This is a genomic window from Streptomyces sp. NPDC127038 (assembly GCF_042725875.1).
Lineage (GTDB): Bacteria > Actinomycetota > Actinomycetes > Streptomycetales > Streptomycetaceae > Streptomyces.
The window spans coordinates 13,469-36,656 of sequence record NZ_JBHXDQ010000036.1; the positions used below are offsets into that span (position 1 = coordinate 13,469).

Here is a 23,188-nt window from a genome sequence, read left to right on the forward strand (position 1 = left end):
TCAATCAGCCCCCGCCCCGGGGGCCCCCCCCCGCGCCCCCCATGCCGCGCCCCCCCCCCGCGCCCGGGGGGGGGGGGGGGGGGGGCCGCCCCGGGGGGGGGGGGGGGGGGGCCGGGCGTCTCAGGTCGCGGTGCCCGGTACCGCCGTCAGATGCCCGCGGCCGCCGTCGGCGTGGCGCACCCGCAGGGTGACCTCACGGCCCGGTGCCGCGTCCGCCACCGCGCGGGCGAGGCCGGCGGCCGAGGTGATCCGGGTCCCGTCGAGGGCGAGCAGGACGTCACCGCGTACGAGACCGGCGGTGCGGCCGGGACCGGGGTCGTGCACCGCGACGACGAGCGCGCCCGCGCCACCGGGGGCGTCGACCGCCTCGACCCCGAGGGTGCCCCGGCGCGCTTCCGTGTCGGCCGGCCCCGGCGCCCCGGACACGGCCGGGGCGGAGGCCGTTCGCCATGGCCACCCCGCCGCCACGGCCTGCTCGCGGAGGCCCGACAGGCCGCCCGCGCCGATCACCGTCACGCCCACCGCGCCGATCCCCACGCCGGACAGCACGAGCACCGCTCCGGCGAGGACCCCGGCCGACAGGGTGAACAGCCGCCCGACGCGCCGCCGCTCCTCGCGCGGGCGCCCGCTTCCACGGGGTGGCCGGGCGCGGTCCGGCGGGCGGGTGCCGCCGGACGCGCGAGCACCGCCGGACGGACCGGTGCCGCCCGGATCCCGGCCCGGCATCGGTTTGGGACGCAACGCGGCCTGTTCCATGAGTCTCCTCCGGCAGGTGTTCCACGGACCGCCTTCGGCTCTTGCCCTACCCATCGCACCGGCGCGCGACGATCCCCGAACGAGTGAGACCGGACGGGCCGTCCGTCAGGGCGCCACGGTCTCCGCCGGCCGGGCCAGGGGCGGCGCGGGCATCTGGTCCGGTACGAAGCCGTGCGCACGGCGGGCCAGGTCGGCCGCGCCGTAACGGCGGCAGTCCTGATGCCATTTCAGGACTCCGGCCAGCCAGTTCTCCAACTCGTGGACGTAGCCGTCCAGTGCCGCACGCTCTTCCTCCGAGAGCTTGAAGTCCTCGTACAGGAGCGGCAGTTCGTGGGCGACGACATGCTGGAACTGCTCCATGCGCCGGGTCATCAGGTCGTGGACGATGCCGAGCGCCGTCGGATAGTCGCAGCCGAAGAAGTTCTGCACGACCAGGATCCCGTTGTGGATCTCGCCCTCGTACTCGATCTCCTTCTGGTACGAGAAGACGTCGTTCAGGAGCATCGCGTAGTCCATGGCCGCGTTCTCCAGCGACCGGACGGGGCCGCTGCGGTACACCTCAGGGGGAACCGTCCGTCCGTGTCCGAGGCGGGACAGGCTCATGGTGAGTTCGGAGCCGAAGGTGGCCCGGCGCATCTCCAGGTAGTCCACCGGGTCCGGGATGCGGTTCTGCGCCTGGTTGGACAGCTCCCACAGCCAGCTCTCCGTCATCACCTCCACCGAGGCGCGCAGGGCGCTCGCCTCCTCCGGGGTCGTCCGCGCGGTGGTGCGCCGCCACAGGTCGGTCAGCCCGCGTTCCATGCCGTTGACCGGGACGGGCGGCTCCTGGCCCTCCTCGGGCATGCAGGCGGACAGGCGCGCGGTGGCGAGCCTGGCTGCGGCCAGGTCACGTCGGTCGCCGAAGTACAGCGGGTAGTAGTCGTCGGCGTACGTGCCCCAGGCCAGCCACTGCGCGCCGAGGTCGAGGGCCTCGGGCGTCGCGTCGGGGTGGATGCCAGCGGCGCAGAGCGGCAGGTCGTACGCGATGAGCTTGTCCTCGTCCCAGACGCCCTCCTGGAGCATGCCCATGGCGTGCATCCAGCCGCCGAGACGGCCGCGGGCGCCCGCGAGGTGCGGGCTGAGGCTGACCTCGAAGGGCATGTGGAAGTCGGGGAGCACGGACGGCCCGACCTTCTGGAACGGGACGTGCGTGTACGCGCGCAGGCGCTCCGCCCCGGCCGCGGAGAGCAGGGCCCCGATGTCCGTGGCGGACGTCCCGGGCCCGCTCGGGACGGGGGTCCGCGTCCCGCCGACGGCTCCCTCGTTCATGTAGCGGCTGGAGCGCAGGTGCCATTCGTGTCCGCCGGACTGCCAGTCCTGGAGGCCCCGCGCGTACGCGGCGACGGCGCCGGCCTCCGCGGCCGTGAGCCCCTTCTCCAGGGCGAGGGCGGGGACCTCGGTGAGCGCCGTGTGCTCGAACTGGTGGAGCCGGGAGGTGAGGACGTCGTTGACGGTCTCGGCGGCCTGCTGCGTCGTGCAGCCGAAGAACGACTCCAGGACGAGGACGCCGTTGCTGAGCTCGCCCTCCTCCTCGACCTCCCGCTGGTAGGAGAACAGGTCGTTGCGCAGGTGGACCCCGTCGGAGAACGTCTCCATCAGGACCCGCAGCGGCCTCGACCCCGCGACGGACTCGGGCACTTCGGCGGTGGCGAACTCCACGAGTCCCGCCGACCAGGGGGCTCCGCCCACCTTGCGGCGCATCTCGATGTACTCGACCGGGTTGGCGATCCGTCCCTCGTCGATGTTGGACAGCTCCCACATCGACTCGTTGAGCAGGTGCTCGGTGGACTCGGCGAACCGCCTGCGCCAGGCCGTGGACATCGAGGGCACCGTGCGCGCCCACAGGTCGGCGAGTCCCGCCTCGACGGGGTTCTCCGGTTCGGGGACGGGGTCCGACAGGTCGAGGGGCATGAAGAGGGGGAGCCGGTCCAGATAGGCCTTGCCCCCGGCGCGGTCCTGGGTGCGTTTGAAGGTCTCCAGGAAGTGGTCGTCGAAGAAGAACACCCACACGTACCAGTCGGTGATGAGGGACAGGGCCGGTCCGTCGCAGTCGGGGTGGGTGTAGGCGCACAACAGGCCGTAGTCGTGGGCGTCGAGGTCGGTCTGCTCCCAGATGCCGGAGCCTTCGAGCATGCCCATGCCGCGGGCCCACTCGGACGAGTGGGCGCGCGCCTCGTCGAGGTGCGGGTTCAGCCGGGCGGCGTAGGGCATGTAGAAGTGCGGGAGTCGGAACGGCTGCGTCATGGCCGGGCCCTACCCAGGGCTCCGCGCGCACATCCGCAGGCCAGAGCATGATCACACCATCGCGTGAACCCGGCCGAAAGCCGCACACGACAGCCATGTCGTCAGGTCGCGGACACTCCGCCCGAAGCGACCTGACCGCTCCTGGCCGACGGGGCGGCGGTCATCCGCGGCGGGCCTGGATCAGCGCGTGCGTTCCGGCGGTACGCCAGCGGTCGCCCTCGGCGGCGTCGAGGTCCGCCTCGACGGCGGCCGTGAGCCCGACGGCCACATCGGACTTGAGCGTCCGCAGCGCGGCCACCGCGCCCGGGAACCCGGCTGTCGCGACGGCGAACGGCGTGGTGGCGGGATGGAGGCGGTCCCCGATGAGCCGACGGTAGTTCAGATCGCCCTTCAGCAGGGTCACGTCGGCCGCCGCGAACTCCCGCCGCAGTTCCTCGGGCAGATCGTCGTACGACATCGGGCCGCAGGCGAACGGATGGGTCCTGACGGTGAGCCGGCCTGTGGACAGGGCGGCCCACAGGCGGTCCCCGGCCTCGCCCGCGGCCCCCTTCGCGGCGGTCAGCCTGCGCAGCGCGTCCAGCACGTCGGCCGTGGTGGCGTCGGAGACGTAGTACGGGTACGGCTTCACGTGCAGGGCGGCCCGCCCGACCCGGCCGTGCCGGAGCAGATGGTCGACGAGGAGGAGGTCGGGGACGAGTTCCCGGCCCGCGTTGTCCGCGACGACGCAGAGGATGCCGCCGGTGAACAGGGACCGCAGCAGCTCCGTGTCGTCCGCCACGAGCCGGTGGTCGGCGGCCGCCGCGCCCGGGCCGCCGGACAGGCTGAACCCGAGGTCGGCGCGGTTGCCCCACAGGGAGCCGTGCAGCAGGGCCGTCTCCTGCTCGTCGGCGGTCCGGAGCGCGAGGTCGTCCAGCGCGGCGAGTTCCGCCGCGGCCTCGGGGGTGTCGAGTTCGGCGAGCTTGAAGGGACGGAAGGGGTCGATGCCCTGCCAGGGTCCGGGCGCGAAGTACCCGACGGCTTCGAGGAGTTTGCGGTAGAAGTAGCTCTCGGACCACAGGAAGGGCAGGTCGAACCAGGACCGGCCGTAGTACTCGCGTCCGCCCCAGGCGTCCCAGCTGTCGCGGTCGGCGGCGGGCTCGGCCAACGGCTCGACGACGCCCTCGGCGCAGTTGCGGAGCAGGGCGTCGAGGGCGTGGCGCTGCTCGGGACCGTACGGGAAGGCGTCCCGCACCTTGCGGATGAGCGCCGGATGCCGCTCCGCCAGCACCGTCCACGGGAACGAGCCCGGGACCGAGCTGACGACGACCGGGACGTCGTCGGGGCCGGCGGCGGACGGGGCGGGGACGTCGGGATCGCGCATGCGGCTCACCGTACCGGCTGAACAGAAGGGGCCGTCCGACGCGATGCGCGCCGGGCGGCCCCTCCCCCCGTAGAGCTCAGCGTTCTGCCTGGGTCGGTCGGCATCGAGCTGTCGGCGCCGCGGTGTGCCGCGCACGGCCCCGGTCACGGGCACGGGGTGCGCGGCCGCCGTCGGCGGTCGCGCTGAACGATAGGCAGGGGGCGGAGCACGGGGATAGCGGGAAAACCCTCGATCCGACGGGCGCACGGCCCTCGATCCGACCGGCACACGGCCCGCGGTCCCGCCGCCCGTCACCGCGAGGCGCGTTCGACGCGGGCCCTTTCAACGCAAGGTGCCTTCAACGCGAGGCCCGATCGACGCGAGGCGCGTTCGACGCGGGCCGCGGCGCTGAACGCACGGCGCCCGGGATCCGTATCCCATCGTGCCCCGCGCGAGGAGCGCCTCCCGGTCCGCGCGCGGTGGCCACCGCTTCGCCCACGCATCGAGGAGACGTCCCGGATGACCGCCTACCGCACCGCCACCGCGGCCGCCGTCGCCCTGGCGGCTCCGCTGCTGCTCACCACGTGGGCCGCGGGGACCGCGTCGGCGCACGGCGCACCCACGTCGCCGGTCAGCCGGGTGTACGCGTGCTCGCCCGACGGCGGCAGCCAGGGCACGGCGGCCTGCCGGGCGGCGATAGCCGCGAACGGCCAGTCGTTCGTGGCGTGGGACAACCTCCGGGTGCCCGATGTGAACGGCCGGGACCGTTCGGTGATCCCGGACGGAAAGCTGTGCAGCGGGAACCTGCCCGCCTACAAGGGTCTCGACCTGGCCCGCGCCGACTTCCCGGCCACGCCGCTGGTGGCCGGCGCGTCCCTGACCATGAAGTACAGCTCGACGATCGCGCACGCGGGGACCTTCAAGCTCTTTCTGACCAAGCAGGGTTACAGCCCGACGCGCCCGCTGAAGTGGTCGGACCTGCCGGACAAGCCGTTCGCGACGGTCACCGACCCGGCGCTGGTCGCCGGCGCCTACCGCATCAAGGCGACGCTGCCGACCGGACGCACGGGCCGTCAGATGCTGTTCACGATCTGGCAGACCTCCAGCACCCCGGACACGTACTACTCGTGCTCGGACGTCGTGTTCTCCGGCGGGAGCGCGGCCTCGGCCGGGAACAGCGGCACTTCGGCGACCGCCGCGAGCGGTTCCGGCGCGAAGAGCGCCAAGGAGTCCCCGAAGGCGACCCGTTCGTCGAGCCCGACGCCGAGCCCCGCGAGCGCGTCACCGTCCGCCGACTCGCCTTCCACCGCGGCCGGTTCGGCCGCCGAGAAGGCGGGGACCGACCATCTGGCCCCCGCCGCCGAGAACACCTCGGGCGGCGGCCCCGCCCTCCCCATGGTCGCCGGAGGGGCGGGAGCGGCGCTGCTGCTCACTGCCGGCGTCGCCGTGGTGCTGCGACGCCGGCAGTGAACCGGTCTCCCGTGGGGGCTAGTTGACGAACACCGCCGGGCTGCCCGTCTGGCTGGTGTCGGTCACCGGTGCGTACTTCGCGGTGAAGTAGCCGTTCGCGAAGCAGAGGGACGAGCCGGAGAACTTGGTGAACTGCTGGCTGGTGAAGTTGATGCTGTTGTCGCTGTTGTCCGCCGTGCCCGAGAGGCTGTTCGCCCGGTAGACGCAGGTCAGCGTGCCCAGCAGCGAGCGCAGCTTGACCGTGGTCTGGATGGTGGAGCCGGCGGCCGGGGTGACCGTGACGGTCCCGTCGGAGCCGACCGTGGTGCTGTAGGGCAGGTTGTCGACGGTGATGCTGGTGACGCCGAGGACGCCGACGACGTTGCTGCTGCACGAACTGGCGTTGAAGGTCTGGCCGGTGAGGGACTCGGTGGCCGTGCCGGGGGACGCCGGGTTGTCGGCGGCTGCGGCCGTGAAGGTCGACGCCGAACAGGAGACACCGCTCGTGCCGGTGCTGCTGGAGTAGAGCGTGGCGTTGGTGCCGCTCGCCAGCGAGGCGGCGAGGACGTCGCCGACCGCGACGGGGGTTCCGGCGGCGCTGCCGGTGGTGAGCACGGCCACGTCGTCGGCGGAGGCCGGGACGACGGCGGACGCCGAGAGGGCCGCGACGACGCCGGCCAGGGCGAGCAGGGTTCGAGTACGCATGGGGGGGTGCCTCTTCTCCGATGGGGGTGTGGGTGCCTGACCGCGCCGGGGCGCGGGGGTGCGGGTCGAGAAGGTGGCGCGTGTGCGGGATGGAACGGCCGCGCGACGGCGGGCGAGGATGCCGTGCCCGCGTGCGGGTGCGGTGCGGGGAGTGACCGCCGCCGGCCCGTGACGCCTTCTCCGTACGCCACGGTCCGGCAGCGACAGCCGGGCGACCGGCACGGCCCTCGGGGGGAAGGTGACCGCACCGGTGCCACGGGAACGGGGAACGGCCGGGAGGCGCGCAATTCGGCGTACGCGCGCCACGGTCGCTCCGGAACACGCCATGACCGCCCCGCAGAGCGGGGTCCGGGAGGTGACGGGCGCGTCGGCCGACGGATCCGGCGCCACGGATCCGTGAAACAGGGAGAGTTGTAGACCTGATGGATGGTCAACGTCAAGGCGCAGCAAGGAAGTTGAAGGTCAGTGCGACTGTCCGGCGGACGACTGTTCACGGGTGGGACACAACTGGCACGGTTTTCCCACACGCGCCTTGACCCGTTCGTGTAACCCCCGGTAACTTCCTCGAAGGCTACTGCCGCGTAACGAGAAAGCCCTTGCAACCGCCGGGAGGCGCGAGGGGGCGTGCGCGGCAGCCGCTGTCCGCGCCAGGACAACGTGCCGATGGAGCCCCACCCGCATCGATATCAGCATCGAACGTGCCCAGGGAGCAGACATGGCCTCGTCCCCGGACGCCACGGCGTCCAACGGTTCCACACCCGAGACCCCGGAAAGCGGTTCAGCCGCCGACGGCCAGGACAGACGCGGACGGGTCCGGCTGCGCCGCGCCGCCGTGATGGCGGTACCGGCCACCGTGGTCGCCGCGGGACTGATGATCGCGACGGCGCAGGGCGCCCTCGGCGTCCAGTTCGCCATCTCCGGCATGCCCTTCACGGTCACAGCGACCGAGCTGAACGGCACCGGCTTCGAGCAGTTCGGCGGCCTCGACAACATGGCGGACGACAGCCCGAACGCCGGCGACACCGGCGGCCAGGTCCTCATCGTCACCTCGGCCATCAAGAACGCGACGCTCGACCACCTGTGCCAGAGCGTCGACCTGGGCGGAACGAACCTGCTCATCACCGCCGGCAGCGGGTCGGACAAGGTTCAGGCGACCGACCTGACCACCGACTCCACCGAGCTGTCGGGCAACGCCTCATTCAACAACATCGAGATCGGCAACGACGCCAGCACGCTCGACAAGGCCGGGGTCCAGGGTCCCAAGGGCGTGTTCAGCCAGCAGGCCGACACCGTGCGCATCGCGAACCTGCGCCAGACCAACTACGCGACCACAGCAGGGGTGTTCAAGCTCCCCGGTCTCAAGCTCCGCTTCAGCGACACAGGCTGCTGATGAGTGCCGAGACACAGGAGGAGGAGGCCCTGGACGTGCGGGAGACCTTCCGGCGGTGGCGCGCGAACCGCCCGTTCTGGGGCGGGCTGTTGCTCGCGCTGGGAGGGGCGGAGATCCTCCTCACCGAGAAGGCGTCGCTGAAGGTCGTCCTGCACATCGGGATGCAGGGCCTCGCGGGGTATCTGCTGCCGACGACGATGCTGCTGTGCGGTCTGCTGATCCTGTTCAACCCGGCCCAGCGGCTGTTCTACTCCCTGCTGGGCATCCTGCTGTCGCTCGGCACCTGGGTCACCTCCAACCTCGGCGGCTTCTTCGTCGGCCTGCTCCTCGGGGCCGTCGGCAGCTGTCTCGCCTTCGGCTGGCTCCCCGACCAGAAGCCGCGCAGGCGGCTGCTGCGGCGCGGGCACGCCTGAGGCGGGGGGAGAGAGAACGGCAGGATCTCGACCCCGGCTGGCCAGCCCGCATACATCAGGAAGGGGCAATTGTCCCCACGCGCAGGGAAGTTGGCACCGTACGCATCCGGCACCACCGGCGTCCCGGCGGTTCCGCGCCGTCGCGTAGCGTGACGCGCCGTATGCGAATCGGAGTTCGACTGCCGGGAGGTTCCCGATGGTAGATGCACGTCCTTTGGTGATCGACGCGACCGGACGCGACATCCATGGAGAGGCCGCCCTGATCCGCGCGAGAGGACCACTGGCCCGGGTGGAGCTTCCCGGCGGTGTGCGGGCCTGGGCGGTGAGCGGTCCCGAGCTGCTGAAGCGGCTGCTCACCGACCCCCGGGTGTCCAAGGACGCAGCGCAGCACTGGCCGTTGCTGGCGAACGGCACGATCACGTCCGAGTGGCCGCTGTTCGCCTGGGTGTCCGTGCAGAACATGTTCACGGCGTACGGGGGTGAGCACCGGCGCCTGCGCACGCTGGTCTCCAAGGCGTTCACCGCCCGCAGGACGGCCGCGCTCCAGCCGCGCATCGAGGAGATCACCCGGGAGCTGCTGGACCGCGTGGCCAAGGCCGGCCGCGGTGCCCAGATCGTCGACCTGCGCGAGGAGTTCTGCTATCCGCTGCCGATCCAGGTGATCAGCGAGCTGTTCGGACTGCCCGAGGACCGGGGCCCCGAGCTGCGCGAGCTGGTGGACAGCATGTTCGACACCTCCGCCGAACCGGGCGAGATGACGGCGGCGTACGAGCGGTTGCTCGTCGTTCTCGCCGAACTCGTCGCCGACAAGCGGAAGTCGCCGGGCGACGACCTGACGTCGGGGCTCATCGCGGCCCGCGACGACGACGACGGCGGCGCGCTCAGCGAACAGGAGCTGCTCGACACGCTGATCCTCATGGTCAGCGCCGGTCACGAGACGACGGTCAACCTCATCGACAACGCCGTGCACGCCCTGCTCACCCGGCCCGAGCAGCTCGCGCACGTCCGGGAGGGCCGGGCCGGCTGGGACGACGTGGTGGAGGAGACGCTGCGCGCGGACGCGCCGGTCGCGAGCCTGCCACTGCGGTACGCGGTCGAGGACATCGACCTCGCCGAACTGGGCGGCCCCGACGGCATCGTGATCGCCCGGGGCGAGACGATCCTCGCGGCGTACGCCGCCGCCGGACGTGATCCCGGACGCCACGGCGAGGACGCCGAGCTGTTCGACGTCACCCGGGCCGACAAGGAGCACCTCGCCTTCGGCCACGGTGTGCACCGCTGCCTCGGGGCTCCGCTCGGCCGTCTGGAGGCCCTGGTCGCCCTTCCGGCCCTGTTCGAGCGCTTCCCCGGGCTCCGGCTCGCCGTCCCGGAGGAGGAGCTGCGGCCGGTGGACTCCTTCATCTCCAACGGCCACCGGTCACTGCCGGTGCACCTCTCCTAGGGACGCGCCCCTGCGTCCGGCGGGACCCCGCCGACGGCCGGCGTGTCATCGGGCGCACCGGCGGCCCGCTCGGGCAGGGCCTGCCGCTCGGGCTCGGCGGCGGTCCGTTCCGAAGGGGCCGGGCGCTCGGTTTCGGCCTCCGCCCGCTGCGACGGGGCCGGGCGCTCAGGTACTGCGGCCGTTCGTTCCGGTGACGTCGGGCTCTCAGGTGCTGCGGCCGTCGGGTCAGGCTGGGCTGCGCGTTCCGGGGCTGGGGCGGCCGGGCGCTCAGGTGCCGCGGTCGTCCGGTCCGGCGGGGCCGGGCGCTGCGGGGCCCTGCGTCGCCGTTTGGGGAGGCCGCCGACCGTGGTCGTGCCGACGGGCGCCGCCGACCGTCGGGTGGGAAGCGGCGACGGTACGGACCCCGCCCTCCCGGCGGTCGGCGCGAGCACGGCCCGCGGGGGCGCCTCCACGGCCGGGACCGGTCGCGTGAGCAGCGCCGCGGGCAGGAACAGCACCGCCCGGACACCGCCCTGGGGCGACCGCTCGTCCACCGCGACGCTGAATCCGTAGCGGGCGGCGAGTACGCCGACGACGGCGAAGCCGAACCGAGGAGGATCACCGAGCCGGGTCACGTCCACCGGGTCGCCGCCGGTCAGCAGCCCGGCCGCCCGCTCGATCGCCCCGTCGTCCATGCCGGAACCGGCGTCGTCGACGACCACGCGGGCACCGTCGCGCTCCGTCAGGACGGTCACCTCGACGGTGGTGCCGGGCCGCGAGTGGCGGGCCGCGTTGTCCAGCAGCTCGGCGACGGCGAGGACCACCGGTTCGACGGCGCGGCCCTCGACGGCGACGTCTGCCTCGCCGTCGACCCGGACGCGCCGGTAGTCACGGACGCGGGAGGCGGCACCCCGCACCACCTCGGTCAGCGCGGACGTGCCGCGCCGCCGTCCGGGCCAGGACCCGCACAGGACGGCGATCGCCTCCGCGCGACGACCGAACTGCGCGTTGGTGTGGTCGATCTCCAGGAGGTCGCGCCGGATGCCGGGGTGGTCGTATCCGTCCCGCATCCCGGCGATGGCCGCCCGCTGCTCGTCGGCGAGGGCCTGGATCGAGCGCATCGAGGCCCTGAGCGCGGACTTCGCCGAACGGTCGGCGCGCGCCCTGGCGTGTCCCACCGCTTCCGAGAAGCGTTCGGCGACGAGGTCGAGCTGCTTCGCGAAGTCCGTGCCGGCCAGCCGCGCGTCGGGCGGGCGGACGGCGGGCCGGCCGGTGTGCCCGGCGCCCTCGTCCAGGTGCCGGTGCGGGGTGTCCTCCGGTGCGGGCAGTCGGAACTCGGCCAGCAGGCGCAGTGCTTCGTCGCGGGCGCGCAGGTCCCGGGAGAGATCGTCCGCCCGTCGGCGCTGCCGTCCGCTGATCCCGCGCTGGCGCGTCAGCAGCACGCCGACCGCGAGCAGGCCGGCGGTCAGGCACCAGGACACGGCCTCCGGTATCCGTTCGGTCATGGTCCTCAAGTCCTTTTGCGCAACGGCGCATCACTGGGGCAGAAGCAGGAAAAGTGAGGGGTGGGGCGCGAGTTGACGGGGCGGACGACGGTAGCCTCACGTCGGTTTTCGGGCTTTCCCTCGCGCGCAAGGAAGTTGCGCCCATGCGCACCGGCTGTGTGCTCTAGGCTGACTCCGCGTAACTGCCCTCACCCGTACGGGAGTCGATGGTGGCCTTGCCCACGGCGAACTACCTGGTGGAAGCCCGGTCGACGGGCTCGGTGGAACCGACCGAGCGGACCGACTTCTGGAGCGAGCACATCGGGTCGTACCAGTCCCGGATGGGCTACCGGTTCGGACGCACCGACGACTTCCGCGGAAGGACGGTCCGTCAGCGTACCGAGGTGTATCAGCTCGTCAGATTCCGGTCGGACGAGATCGAGTACAGCAGGACCGCGCGGCAGATCCGCGAGGACCCCGACGGGGACTACCGGTTGCTGCTTCCGCTGACCGGGCAGATCGTCCTGCGCCAGAACGGTCACGAGACGCGTCTGGCACCGGGGACGGGCACCCTCGTGTCGTTCGGATCGCCCTTCCAGTGTCTCCAGGACGCCTCTACCCAGGCGTTCGTCCTCACGATCCCGGCCCGCGAGCTGGACGGCCCGCTGAACCGCAGGTCGCCGCTGGCCGTCGGCCTGGATCTGAGCAGGGGCCTCGGCCGGGTCGTCCGCTCGATGATCGACGGTCTGTACGCGGAGCGCGAGGACCTCGACGACTGCCAGTTCAACGCCGTGTCCGACCGTGTGGTGGAGCTGCTGTGCATGCTCACCACCGGTGACGACCGGCCCGACGGCGCCGGCCGGCTGACCGACGTGGAGGCGGTGGTGCGCCGCCATGTCCGCGAGCACGCGGCCGATCCCGGTCTCACGGGTACGTCCATGGCCCGCGCCCTGGGCTGGTCGCTGCGCCAGATCCAGCTGGCCCTCCAGCGCGCGGGCACCACACCCCGCGACCTGATCCGCGAGGAGCGGCTGCGTCTGGTCCGCGAACGGCTCCGGTGCGGCGACTGCGAGCATCTGACGATCACGGATCTGGCCTACGCCTCGGGATTCTCGTCGGCGAGCACCCTGAGCACCGCCTTCCGGCAGCGGTACGGGGTGAGCCCCCGGGAGATGCGCAGCGGCGTCCGCGGAACGTGACCCGGGCGGCTCCACGCCACCGACACCGACGCCGACGCCATTGCCGGTACCGGTACCGGCACCGGTCCCCTTCGCAGGGCCTCAGGCGGAGGGCGCGGGACGGCCGGCCCGGTGAGGCGGGTGGGGCGGCGGCTGGGGTGTCAGCCGGTCCAGGCCCTTGCGGTCGTAGTAGCGGGTCATGGCGAACCCGAAGACGAGGGCGAGCACCGCGCCGACGCCGATCATGAGCCAGGCGCGGCCGAGCCCGGCATCCGCCCGGGCGTCGAAGAAGAGGATGGCGCGCACCCCGTCGCTGAGCTGGCGCATGGGCTCGAAGACGGACAGGAAGCGGTAGAAGCCGGGGACGGCCTGGAGCGGGACGGTGGCGCCCGAGGAGGGCAGGCCCAGCACGATGAACACGAACATGGACACGAGCTGCCCGATCCCGCCGAACGCCGCGTTGATCGCCTGGACGCCCAGTCCGACGGCGAGGCTCGCGCAGTAGGAGTAGATCCACAGCAACGGCAGATGGGTGGCGTCCATGCCGAGGATCGCGACGGTGGCCAGCATGACCAGGGAGACCGTGAGCACGGTGATCCCGGCGGTCATGACCATTTTCAGGAGGAGCGTCTGGGTACGGCTGATCGGGACGGTCGGGCGGCGGGTGTGCCAGGGGCCGATCTCGTTGTCGGCGTAGCCGAGGGCCGTGTCGACGCCGGTGCTGATGAGGTTGCCGCCGAGGAACCCGGCGAGCACCAGGAGCAGGGTGTAGTAGAACGCGCTGAGTCCCAGGCCGCTGTGCGCGCCGATGGGGTGCCCGATGCGGGTGACGACCTGGACGGGGTCGGCGAGGAGCAGCCGGGTGGTGGAGTCGGCCCGCGCGGTCACCGGGGACGACGTCAGCTGTTTCCCGATGGTCACGGAGGTCTGCTGCGCCGCGGCCGTGGTGATCCGGCCGGCCAGCGACGAACCCAGGCTGCCCACACCGGGGTTGGTGAGGACCGTGATGGTGGGCCGGACCGTGGCGTTCGCCGTGGTCAGCGCGGTCAGGGAGTCGGTGAAGTCCGCGGGGACGACGAGGGCTCCGTAGATCTTGCCGGAGGAGAGCTGGTCCTGGGCCTGCGCGCGGGTGAGCCGGCGCCAGCTCGCCGCTCCCCCGGTGCCGTTCGCGGCGATGGCCGCGGTGACCTGGGTGCCCACGTTCTGCCGCTGCCCCGGCGGCGGTTTCCCGGTGTCCTCGTTGACCAGCCCGATCGGCAGATGACGCAGATGACCGTTCGGGTTGACGATGCCGCCCATGTAGAGCAACGACAGCAGCAGCGCGAGCAGGCCCGTCAGCACGGTGGGCAGCAGCCACAGTTTCGGGCGGCGCAGGAGGGTCGCGGCGCGGGCCTGGGCGGGGCGTCGAGTGGCGTCACCGGCGCCCGCGTCCGCTGTGTCCCGGGGCTCCTCGGCGCCGTCGTCCGCGGGGTGGTTGCTGTCGGCGTCCATGGTTCTCCGTAGGTTCCGGGGCGGTACGGGGCGGCGCTGGGCGCGCGGCCCCCGGCCGGGGAGTCCGGGACCGCGCGTGAGGTCAGGATCGGGGGTCCGCGCGGGTCACGGACGACGACTCGCCGTACCCGGGACGCCGGCCCCCGGCTTCACCCCGGGCGGCGGCCCCCGGCTTCACCGGCGGCGCTGCACACCCCGGCCGCCGGGCGGCGTCGCACGGCTCCGCATGCGCGCACCCACCGGCGGCCCTGACCCAACCCTTCTCGGCGCCCCTCCCGGGGCCGGATTCTGCGGTCGCGGGGGCGCCCTTCGGGTCGTACGTTCGTCAGCGCGGTCGGCGTCTCCGGCCGTGTCGCCCACACGGTGGTCCCGCTTCCTCTCCCGGACACCGTGGCGTCACACCGAACGGGAACGTTTTCCCCGTCCCCGTTGCATCGCCTCGGATCCGTCCGTCCGTAGCCGGGCGTGACGCGGAAGGACGTCGTGCGCCGTGTCCCTGCCCCCGCTCGAGAGCCTCCCCACTCCCGCCCCGGCCACCGCCACGGCGACAGCCGCACCCGTACCCCCACCAGCACCCGGTGACGGGCCGTGCGTCACCCGATCGGACGCCGCCACCCGCCTGACCTCCCTCACCCGCCTCACGTCCCTCAACCGCCCCGCCCGGCTGGTGCTGGCGCTGCTGCCCCTGCTGATCATCGGAACGTGGGCGGCGCTGGACCGGAGCGCCTGGCACGACGGCGCCGCACGACTGGCGGACGCCGACCCCTGGTGGCTGCTCTCGGGCGTCTTCTTCACCTTGCTGGGGTGGGTGGTCGCCGCGTGCATCCGGCAGGGTGCCCTGCCCGAGAGGCTGCCGCCCGGCCTGCTGCTGGCGTCACAACTGGCCGCGGGCGCCGCCAATCTCGTCCTGCCGTCGAGCCTGGGCGCGCACGCGGTGACCCTGCGGTTCCTCCAGGGCCGGGGCATCCCGCTGGCCCGCGCCACCGCGTCGCTCGCCCTGTACTCGCTGGTCAAGCCGGTGGCGAGGATCCCGGTGCTGATCGTCTTCCTGGTGGCCCTCGAGGACACCCGCAGGCTCGGCGGACTCGTCCCGGACAGCCGGACGCTGCTGCCGGTGGCGGGTGGCGTGGCGCTCGCCCTCGCGGCCGCCTGTCTGCTCCTGGCGGTCGTCCGCCCGCTGCGCCGCCCGTCCCTCGGCTTCCTGCGCACCGCGCTGACCGATGTACGGATCCTGCACACCCGGCCCAGCCGCGTCCTCGCACTGTGGGGCGGGTCGGCCGCCGCCCCGGTGCTCCAGGGGACGGTGATCGCCTCGGTCGGCTTCTCGCTCGGGCTGCCGCTGTCGTGGGCGCAGGTGGTGTTCGCGCTGCTGGTAGCCAGTACGGCGGCCGGTGCCGTCCCCGCGCCGGGCGGGATCGGCCCGGTGGACGCGGCCCTGGTCTTCACGATGGCCGCGCTGGGCGCCCCGATGACCCTCGCGACGGCCACGGTCATCACCTACCGCGTCCTGACGGTCTGGATCCCCCTGCTCCCCGGCACCCTCCTCCTCTCGGCCCTGGTCCACCGAAAGGTGCTGTAGGACCACGAACGCCTGGGCCGACCAGATCAGTTGATGCGTCGAGACCGAGCGTCCAGGGCGACAACCAGGGATCCCGACCCTTCGGCCAGATAGTCGTGTCCCGGAAAGTGGTCCACATGAAGGTGGTCGCCCTGATCCGCCTCCAAAGCGAAGCCTTCGATGTTCTCGGCAAGGAGGGAAAGGGATTCCAGGCCGCCTTCAACCGTCAATGACTCACTGTCCCCGGCGGAGGAAATCCTGATCTTCCCACTCGCTTGGCGAACGTCGATCCGCGCCAAGGATCTGCCGTAAGGAGCCGGATCCGACACCTTCGCGAGCACGGCTTCCCCCTCCCCCCTCCGCAGCTTTCGCCCCAGAGCCAGCAGCTCGGAGGGGCTTCCGGACAGCTCCAGTTCCTCTGTCGAATCGCCGCGCAACACCTTGAGCATGACAACTCCCTCAGCAGGCGCTCCCCGCACGACTGCTCGTGCGGGGAGCGCCTGTGTCCGGGCTCGGGTGGGCCGGACCCGGATCCACGTCCAGGGCCGGTGTCGGGTCAGTTCTCGTCCGGTGTCAGCCGGAGGGAGATGCTGTTGATGCAGTAGCGCTGGTCCGTCGGGGTCGGGTAGCCCTCGCCCTCGAAGACGTGGCCCAGGTGCGAGCCGCAGCGGGCGCAGCGGACCTCCGTGCGGACCATTCCGTGCGAGCGGTCCTGGATCAGCTCGACGGCGTCGGAGTCCTTCGGGTCGTAGAAGGACGGCCAGCCGCAGTGCGACGCGAACTTCTCCGTGGAGGTGAAGAGTTCGGCGCCGCAGGCACGGCAGGAGTAGACGCCCTTGGCCTGGGTGTCGGTGTACTCGCCGGTGAAGGCGGGCTCGGTGCCCGCCTTGCGCAGCACCGTGTACTCGGCCGGGGTCAGCTCCGCGCGCCACTGCTCGTCCGGCTTTTCGATGTCGTACGACATGAAGCTCAACCCCTCACGTTCAAGGAGGCCCCTGGAGGGCCACGGTCACTCGGCCAGGCGGGCGAGGATCTCCGGCCCGAGATCCGTCACGTCGCCGGCGCCCATGGTGAGAACGAGATCACCGGCCTTCGTCATTCCCGCGACGACGGACGGGACCTCGGACTTGTCGTGGACCGGCGTCACCTCGGCGCCCGCGGTCCGCGCGGCCTGGATGATCAGCTCGCTGGTGACCCCGGGGATCGGGTCCTCGCGGGCCGGGTAGATGTCCAGGACGACGGAGGCGTCGGCCAGCGACAGGGCCTCGCCCATCTCCTTGCCCAGCTCCTGGGTGCGGGAGAACAGGTGCGGCTGGAAGACCACGAGGATGCGGCCGGAGGCCCCGGAGCGCATGGCCTCCAGGTCGGCCGTCATCTCGGTCGGGTGGTGCGCGTAGGAGTCGATGACCTGGACGCCGGCCGCCTCGCCCTTGAGCTGGAGGCGGCGCTTGACGCCGGTGTAGGAGGCGAGCGCGGGGGCCAGCTCGGCGGCCGGGATGCCCAGCGCGGCACCGGCGGCCAGCGCGGCCACCGCGTTGTGCGCGTAGTGGCGGCCGGGGACGGAGACCGTGAAGGTCAGCTCGGCGCCGTCCAGCAGGACCGTCACCTCGCTCTTGAGGCCGTGCGGGACCACGGACAGCACCCGCACGTCGGCGTCGGCGGCGTCGCCGTACGTCACCACGCGCACGTCACGGCCGGCGAGGCGCCGGGTCAGCTCGCGGGCGCCCTCGTGGTCCGCCGAGATCACCAGGGTGCCGCCCTCGGTGACACGGCCGACGAACGTCTCGAAGGACTCGTAGATCTCTTCCATGGACGCGTAGTTGGCGTGGTGGTCGAGTTCGACGTTGAGGATGATCGCGACCTCGGGCGCGTACTTGTGGAAGCTGCGGTCCGACTCGTCGGCCTCGGCGACGAAGATCTCGCCCTCGCCGTGCAGGGCGTTCGAGCCGGGGGCGTCGAGGTCGCCGCCGATGGCGTACGACGGGGCGAGGCCCAGCGTCGACAGGGACACGGCCAGCATCGAGGTGGTGGTCGTCTTGCCGTGGGTGCCGGCGACGGCGATCGGGCGGAGCCCGTCCATCAGGCGGGCGAGGGCGTCCGAGCGGTGGACGACCGGGATGCCGAGCTCGGCTGCGCGGGCGAGTTCCGGGTTGTCCGCGCGGATCGCGGAGGAGACCACGACACAGGTGGCGTCCGGGGCGAGGTGGCCTGCCGCGTGGCCGATGTGGACCGTCGCGCCGAGCGCGCGCAGCGCCTCGGCGGTGGCGGACTCCTTCGCGTCGCTGCCCGCCACCACGGCTCCGCGCTGGGCGAGGATCTTCGCGATGCCCGACATCCCGGCGCCGCCGATGCCGATGAAGTGCGGTCGGTCCATCGCGGTAGGAAGGCCGGGTGCCATGCGTGTTTCTCCCCAAGATCCGGTACGAAGGTGGGCGCGCTCTCCCGAGGGGAACGCGGGCCCAGCCTATTGGGTGCGGCGGACCACGCCTCACAAGGGACACCGGGGCGCCGCGCGCGGGGCCGGGGGCCGGGTCACGCCTTGCTGTGCGAGAACAGCTTCAGGACCGGTACGCCCACCTTGTGCCGGGCCCGCGAGGCCCAGTCCCGGTGGAAGAACTCCTCCACGTAGTGGGGGTCGGTCAGCACGATGACCTCGTCGGCCTCCACCTGGTCGACCAGGGTCTTCAGGGCGTCGAGGGGGTGGTCCTCGATCAGCCGGCCCTCGGCGGTGCTGCCGGACGCCCGCAGCGCCACCAGCGACACCTCCAGCGCCCGCTCGCCCTGGCCGGCGGCCTCCTCGCCCTCGGGCGTCTCGCCCTCGCGGGCCGCCTCGTCGATCTCGCCCATCGCGACGTCGTCGATGGCCCGCAGCAGCCGGTCCGCCTGGTCGCCCCGGGGCTGGAGCAGTACGTGGAAGGCGACCGTCTCGTCACCGTGCAAGGTCGTGACGAACTCCACGTCGGCGGACGTCAGGGCCTTCTCGATCATCAATACGCTCGTGAACACGACAGGCGCCCTTCTCGTCCGTGGGCCTCCCGGCCCCCTGCGGAAACCATCCTGCCCCGTAACAACACGGGTACTGCGCGAATTAGTGTGCCCGGGCGAAGAGAAACGGAATCTAGGATTCCGACTGCCGTTCAGGTCGACGGTAGCGGCTGTAGAGGAACCCGGCCTCTTCCAGCAAGGACGCCAGTTCGAACCGCTGGGGAACCGGCACCGAGGGCCCTCCGGCGATCCGCTGGGCGTCACCCGCCGCGAGCATCGGGGACAGCGTCACGCACATCTCGTCCAGGACGCCGGCCGCGATGAACTGGCCGAGCAGCCGGGGCCCGCCCTCGGTGAGCAGCCGGGTGTGCCCGAGGTCGCCCAGGGCCCGTACGGCACGGGCGGGCTCGATCCCCGCGCCGTCCCCGGCGATCACCACCCGCGCCCCCGCATGCTCGGCCGCGGCGACGCGTTCCGGGGCCGCCGCGGCGCCGGTGAGCACCAGTGTGGGCACCAGGGGCGAGGTGAAGAGCGGCAGCGAGAAGTCCAGGTCGAGGCTCGCGGTGACCACCGCGATCGCGGCCGCGGGGCCCTGCCCGGCGGCCTCACGCCGGGCCGCGAAGGCCTCACGCGCGCGGGCCGGCCGGTAGCCCTCCTGCCGGACGGTCTCCGCCCCGACGACCACGACGTCCGCGAGCCCCCTGAGGACTCCGAAGATCCTCATGTCGGTGGCGTTCGAGATGGGCTGCGAGCGCCCTTCGTGCTGGGCTGCGCCGTCGAGGGTGGACACCATGTTGGCCCGCAGCCAGGGCGACCGGACGCCGGGGTAGGCATAGGCGTCGGCCAGCTCCCCGAGCTCCCACTCGCGCTCCGTCACATCCGTCCCGGAGACCTCGGCGGAGGCCTGGGCTGCTGTTTCATAGGTCACAGGGAACAGGCGTCGCATGACGTGCAGTGTGGCACGGCGCATAGAGTGGGGAACCGTGTCGTCCACCTCCACCGCCTCCGCGATCGACCCGATAGCCGAAGCGGCCCCGCTGTCCCTGTGCGCCCGCGAGCCGCACGTCCCCGCCGACCGGCTCGTCGCCGAGATGGTGCCGCCGCCGCGCTTCGACTCGGTCCGCTTCGCCACGTACATCCCGGACCCGAACCAGCCCAGCCAGACCGAGGCCGTCGGCATCCTCGAAGGGTTCGCCGCGGGACTCGGCGGAGCGCACGCCGTGGGCGCGCCCAAGCGCAGGCTCTTCGGCCGCGGCAAGGCCCAGAAGACGCCGACGGGCCCCCGGGGCGTCTATCTGGACGGCGGCTACGGCGTCGGCAAGACCCATCTGCTCGCCTCCCTGTGGCACGCGACCCCGGCGGAGCCCTCGCTCAAGGCGTTCGGCACCTTCGTGGAGCTGACGAACCTGGTGGGCGCGCTCGGCTTCCAGAAGACCGTGGAGACCCTCTCCGGGCACCGCCTCCTGTGCATCGACGAGTTCGAGCTCGACGACCCGGGGGACACCGTCCTCGTCTCCAGCCTGCTCGGCAGACTGGTCGACGCGGGCGTGGCGCTCGCCGCCACCTCGAACACGCTTCCGGGCAAGCTCGGCGAGGGCCGGTTCGCCGCGGCCGACTTCCTGCGGGAGATCCAGGGGCTGTCCGCGCGGTTCCGTCCGCTGCGCATCGACGGCGAGGACTACCGCCACCGCGGGCTGCCCGAGGCACCGGCCCCGTTCTCCGAGGAGCAGGTCACCAAGGCCGCGTACGCGACCGACGGCGCGTCCCTCGACGACTTCCCGCACCTGCTCGGACACCTCGCCCGCGTCCACCCCAGCCGGTACGGCGCCCTCACCGACGGGATCGCGGCGGTGTGCCTCACCGACGTCCAGCCCGTCCCCGACCAGTCGACGGCGCTGCGGCTCGTCGTGCTCGCCGACCGGCTGTACGACCGCGAGGTACCCGTCCTCGCCTCCGGGATGCCCTTCGACCGCCTGTTCAGCGAGGAGATGCTGAACGGCGGCTACCGCAAGAAGTACTTCCGCGCGATCTCCCGGCTGACCGCCCTGGCCCGCGACGCGAAGGGCCTCGTGGAGGGCCCGAAGGCCTAGGACCACAGCGGTACGAACCCTTCCCGGCGGCCCGGCGGCATCCGCGCCCCCGCGACGTAGAGTGGAATTGCCAGACAAACTGGGCGGCTCGGAAGGGGGTCGTCATGGTCCAGGAACTCGTCGTGGCGATCACGGCGGCCTTTTCCGCCTCGGTGGTCTACGTCGCGGCCGGCGCCAAGGTCGTCAAGCAGTACGAACGCGGGGTCGTGTTCCGGCTCGGGCGGCTGGCGGGCGAGGTCCGCTCCCCCGGGTTCACCATGGTCGTGCCGTTCGTGGACCGGCTGCGCAAGGTCAACATGCAGATCGTGACCCTGCCGATCCCGGCGCAGGAGGGCATCACCCGGGACAACGTCACCGTCCGCGTCGACGCGGTCGTCTACTTCCGGGTCGTGGACGCGGCGAACGCCATCGTCCAGGTCGAGGACTACCGCTTCGCGGTCTCCCAGATGGCACAGACCTCGCTGCGGTCGATCATCGGCAAGAGCGACCTGGACGACCTGCTCTCCAACCGCGAAAAGCTCAACCAGGGACTGGAGTTGATGATCGACAGCCCCGCGATCGGCTGGGGCGTGCAGATCGACCGCGTCGAGATCAAGGACGTGTCCCTGCCCGAGACGATGAAACGCTCCATGGCCCGGCAGGCCGAGGCCGACCGCGAGCGCAGGGCCAGGATCATCAACGCCGACGCGGAACTTCAGGCCTCCAAGAAGCTGGCGCAGGCCGCCGAGGTGATGTCGGAACAGCCCGCGGCGCTCCAACTGCGCCTGCTCCAGACCGTGGTGGCCGTGGCCGCCGAGAAGAACTCCACCCTCGTGCTGCCCTTCCCGGTCGAACTGCTCCGCTTCCTGGAACGCGCCCAGGCCGGTCAGCAGCCGGTCCAGCCGCAGCAGGCCACGCCGCCCTCGGTGGACCGGCAGCCCGGGGTCGACCCCGTCGAGCCCCCCGTCACGCCCGAACGGCTCGGCAGGACACTGGGAGCGCTCGGACTCCCGGAGGCGTTCGCGGACACGGACGGGCTGGACACGGACGGGCTCGGGATCCCGGACACGTTCGGGATCCTCGGTGAGCCCAGGGTGCCGCTGGACCCGGAGGGGCCGGAGGGTTCCCGGAGCCCCGACGGGTTCGGGAACGGCACCGTCCCGTCCGGGAACGGAGCAGGCCCGTCCGGGAACGGCGCGGCCCGCCCGTCCGGGACGGCGGAGGAACCCGCGCAGCCGGAGACGCCTACGAGCTAGGGCGTGACCGCGACGTCCCGCCCGCCCGGCGATGCCCGGCACGCTCTCCCGGGCCTTTCGAGCAGGGGGCACCCGAGGCCCCGCAGAACCCCCGGTCACCGTAGAACCGCTGCCGCTCCGCGCGACCCGGCACCAGCCCCGTGCGGGTGACTTCGGGACCGTGTACGGGCGGCACACCCGATGAATGACCGGATCATCACACTTATCTGTCTACCGTCGCACGGTGACCCTCTCTGTACGGAGCATCGCCGTGACCTGCGCCGTGGGAGCCCTCGGCGCCGCTCTCGCCGCGTGTGGCGGCCCGGCCGGTCCGGCGGCGGCCCGTCGCGGGCACCACGCGCCCGCCACCGCCTCGGCCACCTCGGCCGCGAGCACCGGCACCGCACCCTCGCGGCCACCCACCCTCGCGCCCGGCCCCGCCGGTCTGACACCGGTCTTCGAGAACGGGCCGCGCGCCCGGGACAAGGCGGTCGCGCTGACCTTCGACGCGGACATGACCGCGGACGAGGGGGCCCGGGCCGCGGGCGGCGAGCACTTCGACAATCCGCAGCTCATCGCGACGCTGCGGAGGTTCAAGGTGCCGGCGACCGTCTTCATGACCGGACGGTGGGCCGACGAGTACCCGCGGGAGGCGAGGGACATCGGGCGGGACCCGCTGTTCGAGATCGCGAACCACTCGTACAGCCACTACGCCTTCACCAGCGACTGCTACGGGCTGCCGACCGTGCCCGAGGACCGGATGCGCGCCGACGTGGAACGGGCGTACGCCGCGTTCAGGAGAGCGGGGGTGCGGGACGCCATGCCCTACTTCCGTTTCCCCGGCGGGTGTTACGACCGGCGCGCGCTGCGGGCGCTGAGCGCGGCCGGGGTCACCGCCGTGCAGTGGGACGTCGTGAGCGGGGACGCGTTCGCGACGGACGCGGACGCCGTCGCGCGACAGGTCCTGGACGGTGTCAGGTCCGGGTCCGTCGTCGTCATGCACTGCACCCGCAGCGCGGCGCCCGTGACGGAGCGGGCGCTGCGGACGATCGTGCCCGAACTGCGCCGCAGGGGCTTCCGCTTCGTGAAGGTGTCCCAGCTGATCGGCGCCGCCGACCGGTGGCACGGGCCGTCCCCGCGGCCGGCCCGCTCCTCGCCCTCCGCCGTTCCCCGCTCCTCGTAAGCTGGCGGCATGAGCGACGACAGCGGCACGACGGGTGCGGACAGGCGGGCCGGGGACTCCACCGGCGACCCGGCGGGGCCGGGCGGGCCGCCGTACGCGGAGTGCGTGCTGTGCCGCGAGCCGACCGAGTACCCGGAGTCGCGCAAGGGGATCACGCTGTGCCCCGTCTGCGAGTGGCAGGAGGCACAGCGCACCGCGTGCTCGGGCTGAGCGGCGCCGGTGCCGGTGCCGAACCCCGGCGGACCGTCCG

General features: G+C 72.5%; 21 protein-coding genes. 10 read left to right on the forward strand and 11 right to left on the reverse strand.

Annotation, left to right across the window (positions count from 1 at the left end; all coding sequences use genetic code 11):
* Positions 1-120: 120 nt before the first annotated feature.
* From ACFWI4_RS23740 to ACFWI4_RS23750, 3 genes are all read right to left on the reverse strand, one after another.
* A complete protein-coding gene (locus ACFWI4_RS23740) occupies positions 121-756 on the reverse strand; it encodes a PDZ domain-containing protein (RefSeq protein WP_387199537.1) in 636 nt (211 codons plus the stop codon).
* A gap of 105 nt (positions 757-861) precedes the next feature.
* Positions 862-3,039, reverse strand: a complete 2,178-nt coding sequence (cyc2, locus tag ACFWI4_RS23745; RefSeq protein ID WP_387199541.1) for a germacradienol/geosmin synthase Cyc2 — start codon at positions 3,037-3,039, stop codon at positions 862-864.
* 160 nt (positions 3,040-3,199) lie between these two features.
* Positions 3,200-4,399, reverse strand: coding sequence for a damage-control phosphatase ARMT1 family protein (locus tag ACFWI4_RS23750; RefSeq protein ID WP_387199544.1), 1,200 nt, complete (start codon positions 4,397-4,399; stop codon positions 3,200-3,202).
* 498 nt (positions 4,400-4,897) lie between these two features.
* On the opposite strand from ACFWI4_RS23750, the gene ACFWI4_RS23755 reads away from it, so the two are divergent.
* Complete coding sequence (locus ACFWI4_RS23755) at positions 4,898-5,848, forward strand: lytic polysaccharide monooxygenase (RefSeq protein ID WP_387199547.1); 951 nt, start codon at positions 4,898-4,900, stop codon at positions 5,846-5,848.
* 18 nt (positions 5,849-5,866) lie between these two features.
* Here ACFWI4_RS23755 and ACFWI4_RS23760 read toward each other — a convergent pair whose 3' ends face one another.
* Positions 5,867-6,532 (reverse strand): Tat pathway signal sequence domain protein, encoded by a 666-nt coding sequence (locus ACFWI4_RS23760; protein ID WP_387199550.1) that lies wholly within the window; start codon positions 6,530-6,532, stop codon positions 5,867-5,869.
* 715 nt (positions 6,533-7,247) lie between these two features.
* On the opposite strand from ACFWI4_RS23760, the gene ACFWI4_RS23765 reads away from it, so the two are divergent.
* The 3 genes from ACFWI4_RS23765 to ACFWI4_RS23775 all read left to right on the forward strand — a co-directional run bounded on the left by ACFWI4_RS23765 (position 7,248) and on the right by ACFWI4_RS23775 (position 9,776).
* Positions 7,248-7,922 carry a DUF6230 family protein gene (locus tag ACFWI4_RS23765; protein ID WP_387199553.1) on the forward strand — a complete coding sequence of 225 codons (675 nt, stop codon included), beginning with the start codon at positions 7,248-7,250 and terminating at the stop codon, positions 7,920-7,922.
* Positions 7,922-8,335: a DUF6114 domain-containing protein gene (locus tag ACFWI4_RS23770; RefSeq protein ID WP_387199556.1), complete on the forward strand. Its 414-nt coding sequence runs from the start codon at positions 7,922-7,924 to the stop codon at positions 8,333-8,335. The genes ACFWI4_RS23765 and ACFWI4_RS23770 overlap by 1 nt, the downstream gene beginning before the upstream one ends.
* Positions 8,336-8,531: 196 nt before the next feature.
* A complete protein-coding gene (locus ACFWI4_RS23775; RefSeq protein ID WP_387199559.1) occupies positions 8,532-9,776 on the forward strand; it encodes a cytochrome P450 in 1,245 nt (414 codons plus the stop codon).
* Here ACFWI4_RS23775 and ACFWI4_RS23780 read toward each other — a convergent pair.
* Entirely contained in the window at positions 9,773-11,260 is a 1,488-nt protein-coding gene (locus ACFWI4_RS23780; protein ID WP_387199561.1) for an ATP-binding protein, read from the reverse strand. The two genes, ACFWI4_RS23775 and ACFWI4_RS23780, sit on opposite strands and share 4 nt — an antisense overlap.
* Before the next feature lie 206 nt (positions 11,261-11,466).
* On the opposite strand from ACFWI4_RS23780, the gene ACFWI4_RS23785 reads away from it, so the two are divergent.
* Complete coding sequence (locus tag ACFWI4_RS23785; RefSeq protein WP_387199564.1) at positions 11,467-12,438, forward strand: helix-turn-helix domain-containing protein; 972 nt, start codon at positions 11,467-11,469, stop codon at positions 12,436-12,438.
* 81 nt (positions 12,439-12,519) lie between these two features.
* Here ACFWI4_RS23785 and ACFWI4_RS23790 read toward each other — a convergent pair whose 3' ends face one another.
* A complete protein-coding gene (locus ACFWI4_RS23790; protein WP_387199567.1) occupies positions 12,520-13,908 on the reverse strand; it encodes a YhgE/Pip domain-containing protein in 1,389 nt (462 codons plus the stop codon).
* 490 nt (positions 13,909-14,398) lie between these two features.
* Between ACFWI4_RS23790 and ACFWI4_RS23795 the strand changes: the two genes are divergently transcribed.
* Positions 14,399-15,487 (forward strand): YbhN family protein, encoded by a 1,089-nt coding sequence (locus ACFWI4_RS23795; protein ID WP_387199570.1) that lies wholly within the window; start codon positions 14,399-14,401, stop codon positions 15,485-15,487.
* A 26-nt stretch (positions 15,488-15,513) separates the two neighbouring features.
* On the opposite strand, the gene ACFWI4_RS23800 is transcribed toward ACFWI4_RS23795, so the two are convergent.
* The 5 genes from ACFWI4_RS23800 to ACFWI4_RS23820 all read right to left on the reverse strand — a co-directional run bounded on the left by ACFWI4_RS23800 (position 15,514) and on the right by ACFWI4_RS23820 (position 19,397).
* A complete protein-coding gene (locus ACFWI4_RS23800; protein WP_387199573.1) occupies positions 15,514-15,915 on the reverse strand; it encodes a hypothetical protein in 402 nt (133 codons plus the stop codon).
* A gap of 107 nt (positions 15,916-16,022) precedes the next feature.
* Complete coding sequence (gene msrB, locus ACFWI4_RS23805; RefSeq protein ID WP_387199576.1) at positions 16,023-16,430, reverse strand: peptide-methionine (R)-S-oxide reductase MsrB; 408 nt, start codon at positions 16,428-16,430, stop codon at positions 16,023-16,025.
* 45 nt (positions 16,431-16,475) lie between these two features.
* Complete coding sequence (murC, locus tag ACFWI4_RS23810) at positions 16,476-17,864, reverse strand: UDP-N-acetylmuramate--L-alanine ligase (RefSeq protein ID WP_387199579.1); 1,389 nt, start codon at positions 17,862-17,864, stop codon at positions 16,476-16,478.
* Positions 17,865-17,998: 134 nt separating this feature from the next.
* The gene (locus ACFWI4_RS23815) at positions 17,999-18,472 is read right to left on the reverse strand and encodes an indole-3-glycerol phosphate synthase (protein WP_387199582.1); all 474 of its coding nucleotides are present in this window, start codon (positions 18,470-18,472) and stop codon (positions 17,999-18,001) included.
* A gap of 112 nt (positions 18,473-18,584) precedes the next feature.
* A complete protein-coding gene (locus ACFWI4_RS23820) occupies positions 18,585-19,397 on the reverse strand; it encodes a pyrimidine reductase family protein (RefSeq protein WP_387199585.1) in 813 nt (270 codons plus the stop codon).
* Here ACFWI4_RS23820 and zapE point away from each other — a divergent pair.
* From zapE to ACFWI4_RS23840, 4 genes are all read left to right on the forward strand, one after another.
* A complete protein-coding gene (gene zapE, locus ACFWI4_RS23825; RefSeq protein WP_387199588.1) occupies positions 19,396-20,541 on the forward strand; it encodes a cell division protein ZapE in 1,146 nt (381 codons plus the stop codon). The genes ACFWI4_RS23820 and zapE overlap by 2 nt on opposite strands.
* Before the next feature lie 104 nt (positions 20,542-20,645).
* Entirely contained in the window at positions 20,646-21,776 is a 1,131-nt protein-coding gene (locus tag ACFWI4_RS23830; protein ID WP_387199591.1) for an SPFH domain-containing protein, read from the forward strand.
* A 223-nt stretch (positions 21,777-21,999) separates the two neighbouring features.
* Positions 22,000-22,938 (forward strand): polysaccharide deacetylase family protein, encoded by a 939-nt coding sequence (locus ACFWI4_RS23835; protein WP_387199594.1) that lies wholly within the window; start codon positions 22,000-22,002, stop codon positions 22,936-22,938.
* A gap of 9 nt (positions 22,939-22,947) precedes the next feature.
* A complete protein-coding gene (locus tag ACFWI4_RS23840) occupies positions 22,948-23,148 on the forward strand; it encodes a hypothetical protein (protein WP_387199598.1) in 201 nt (66 codons plus the stop codon).
* Positions 23,149-23,188 lie beyond the last annotated feature (40 nt).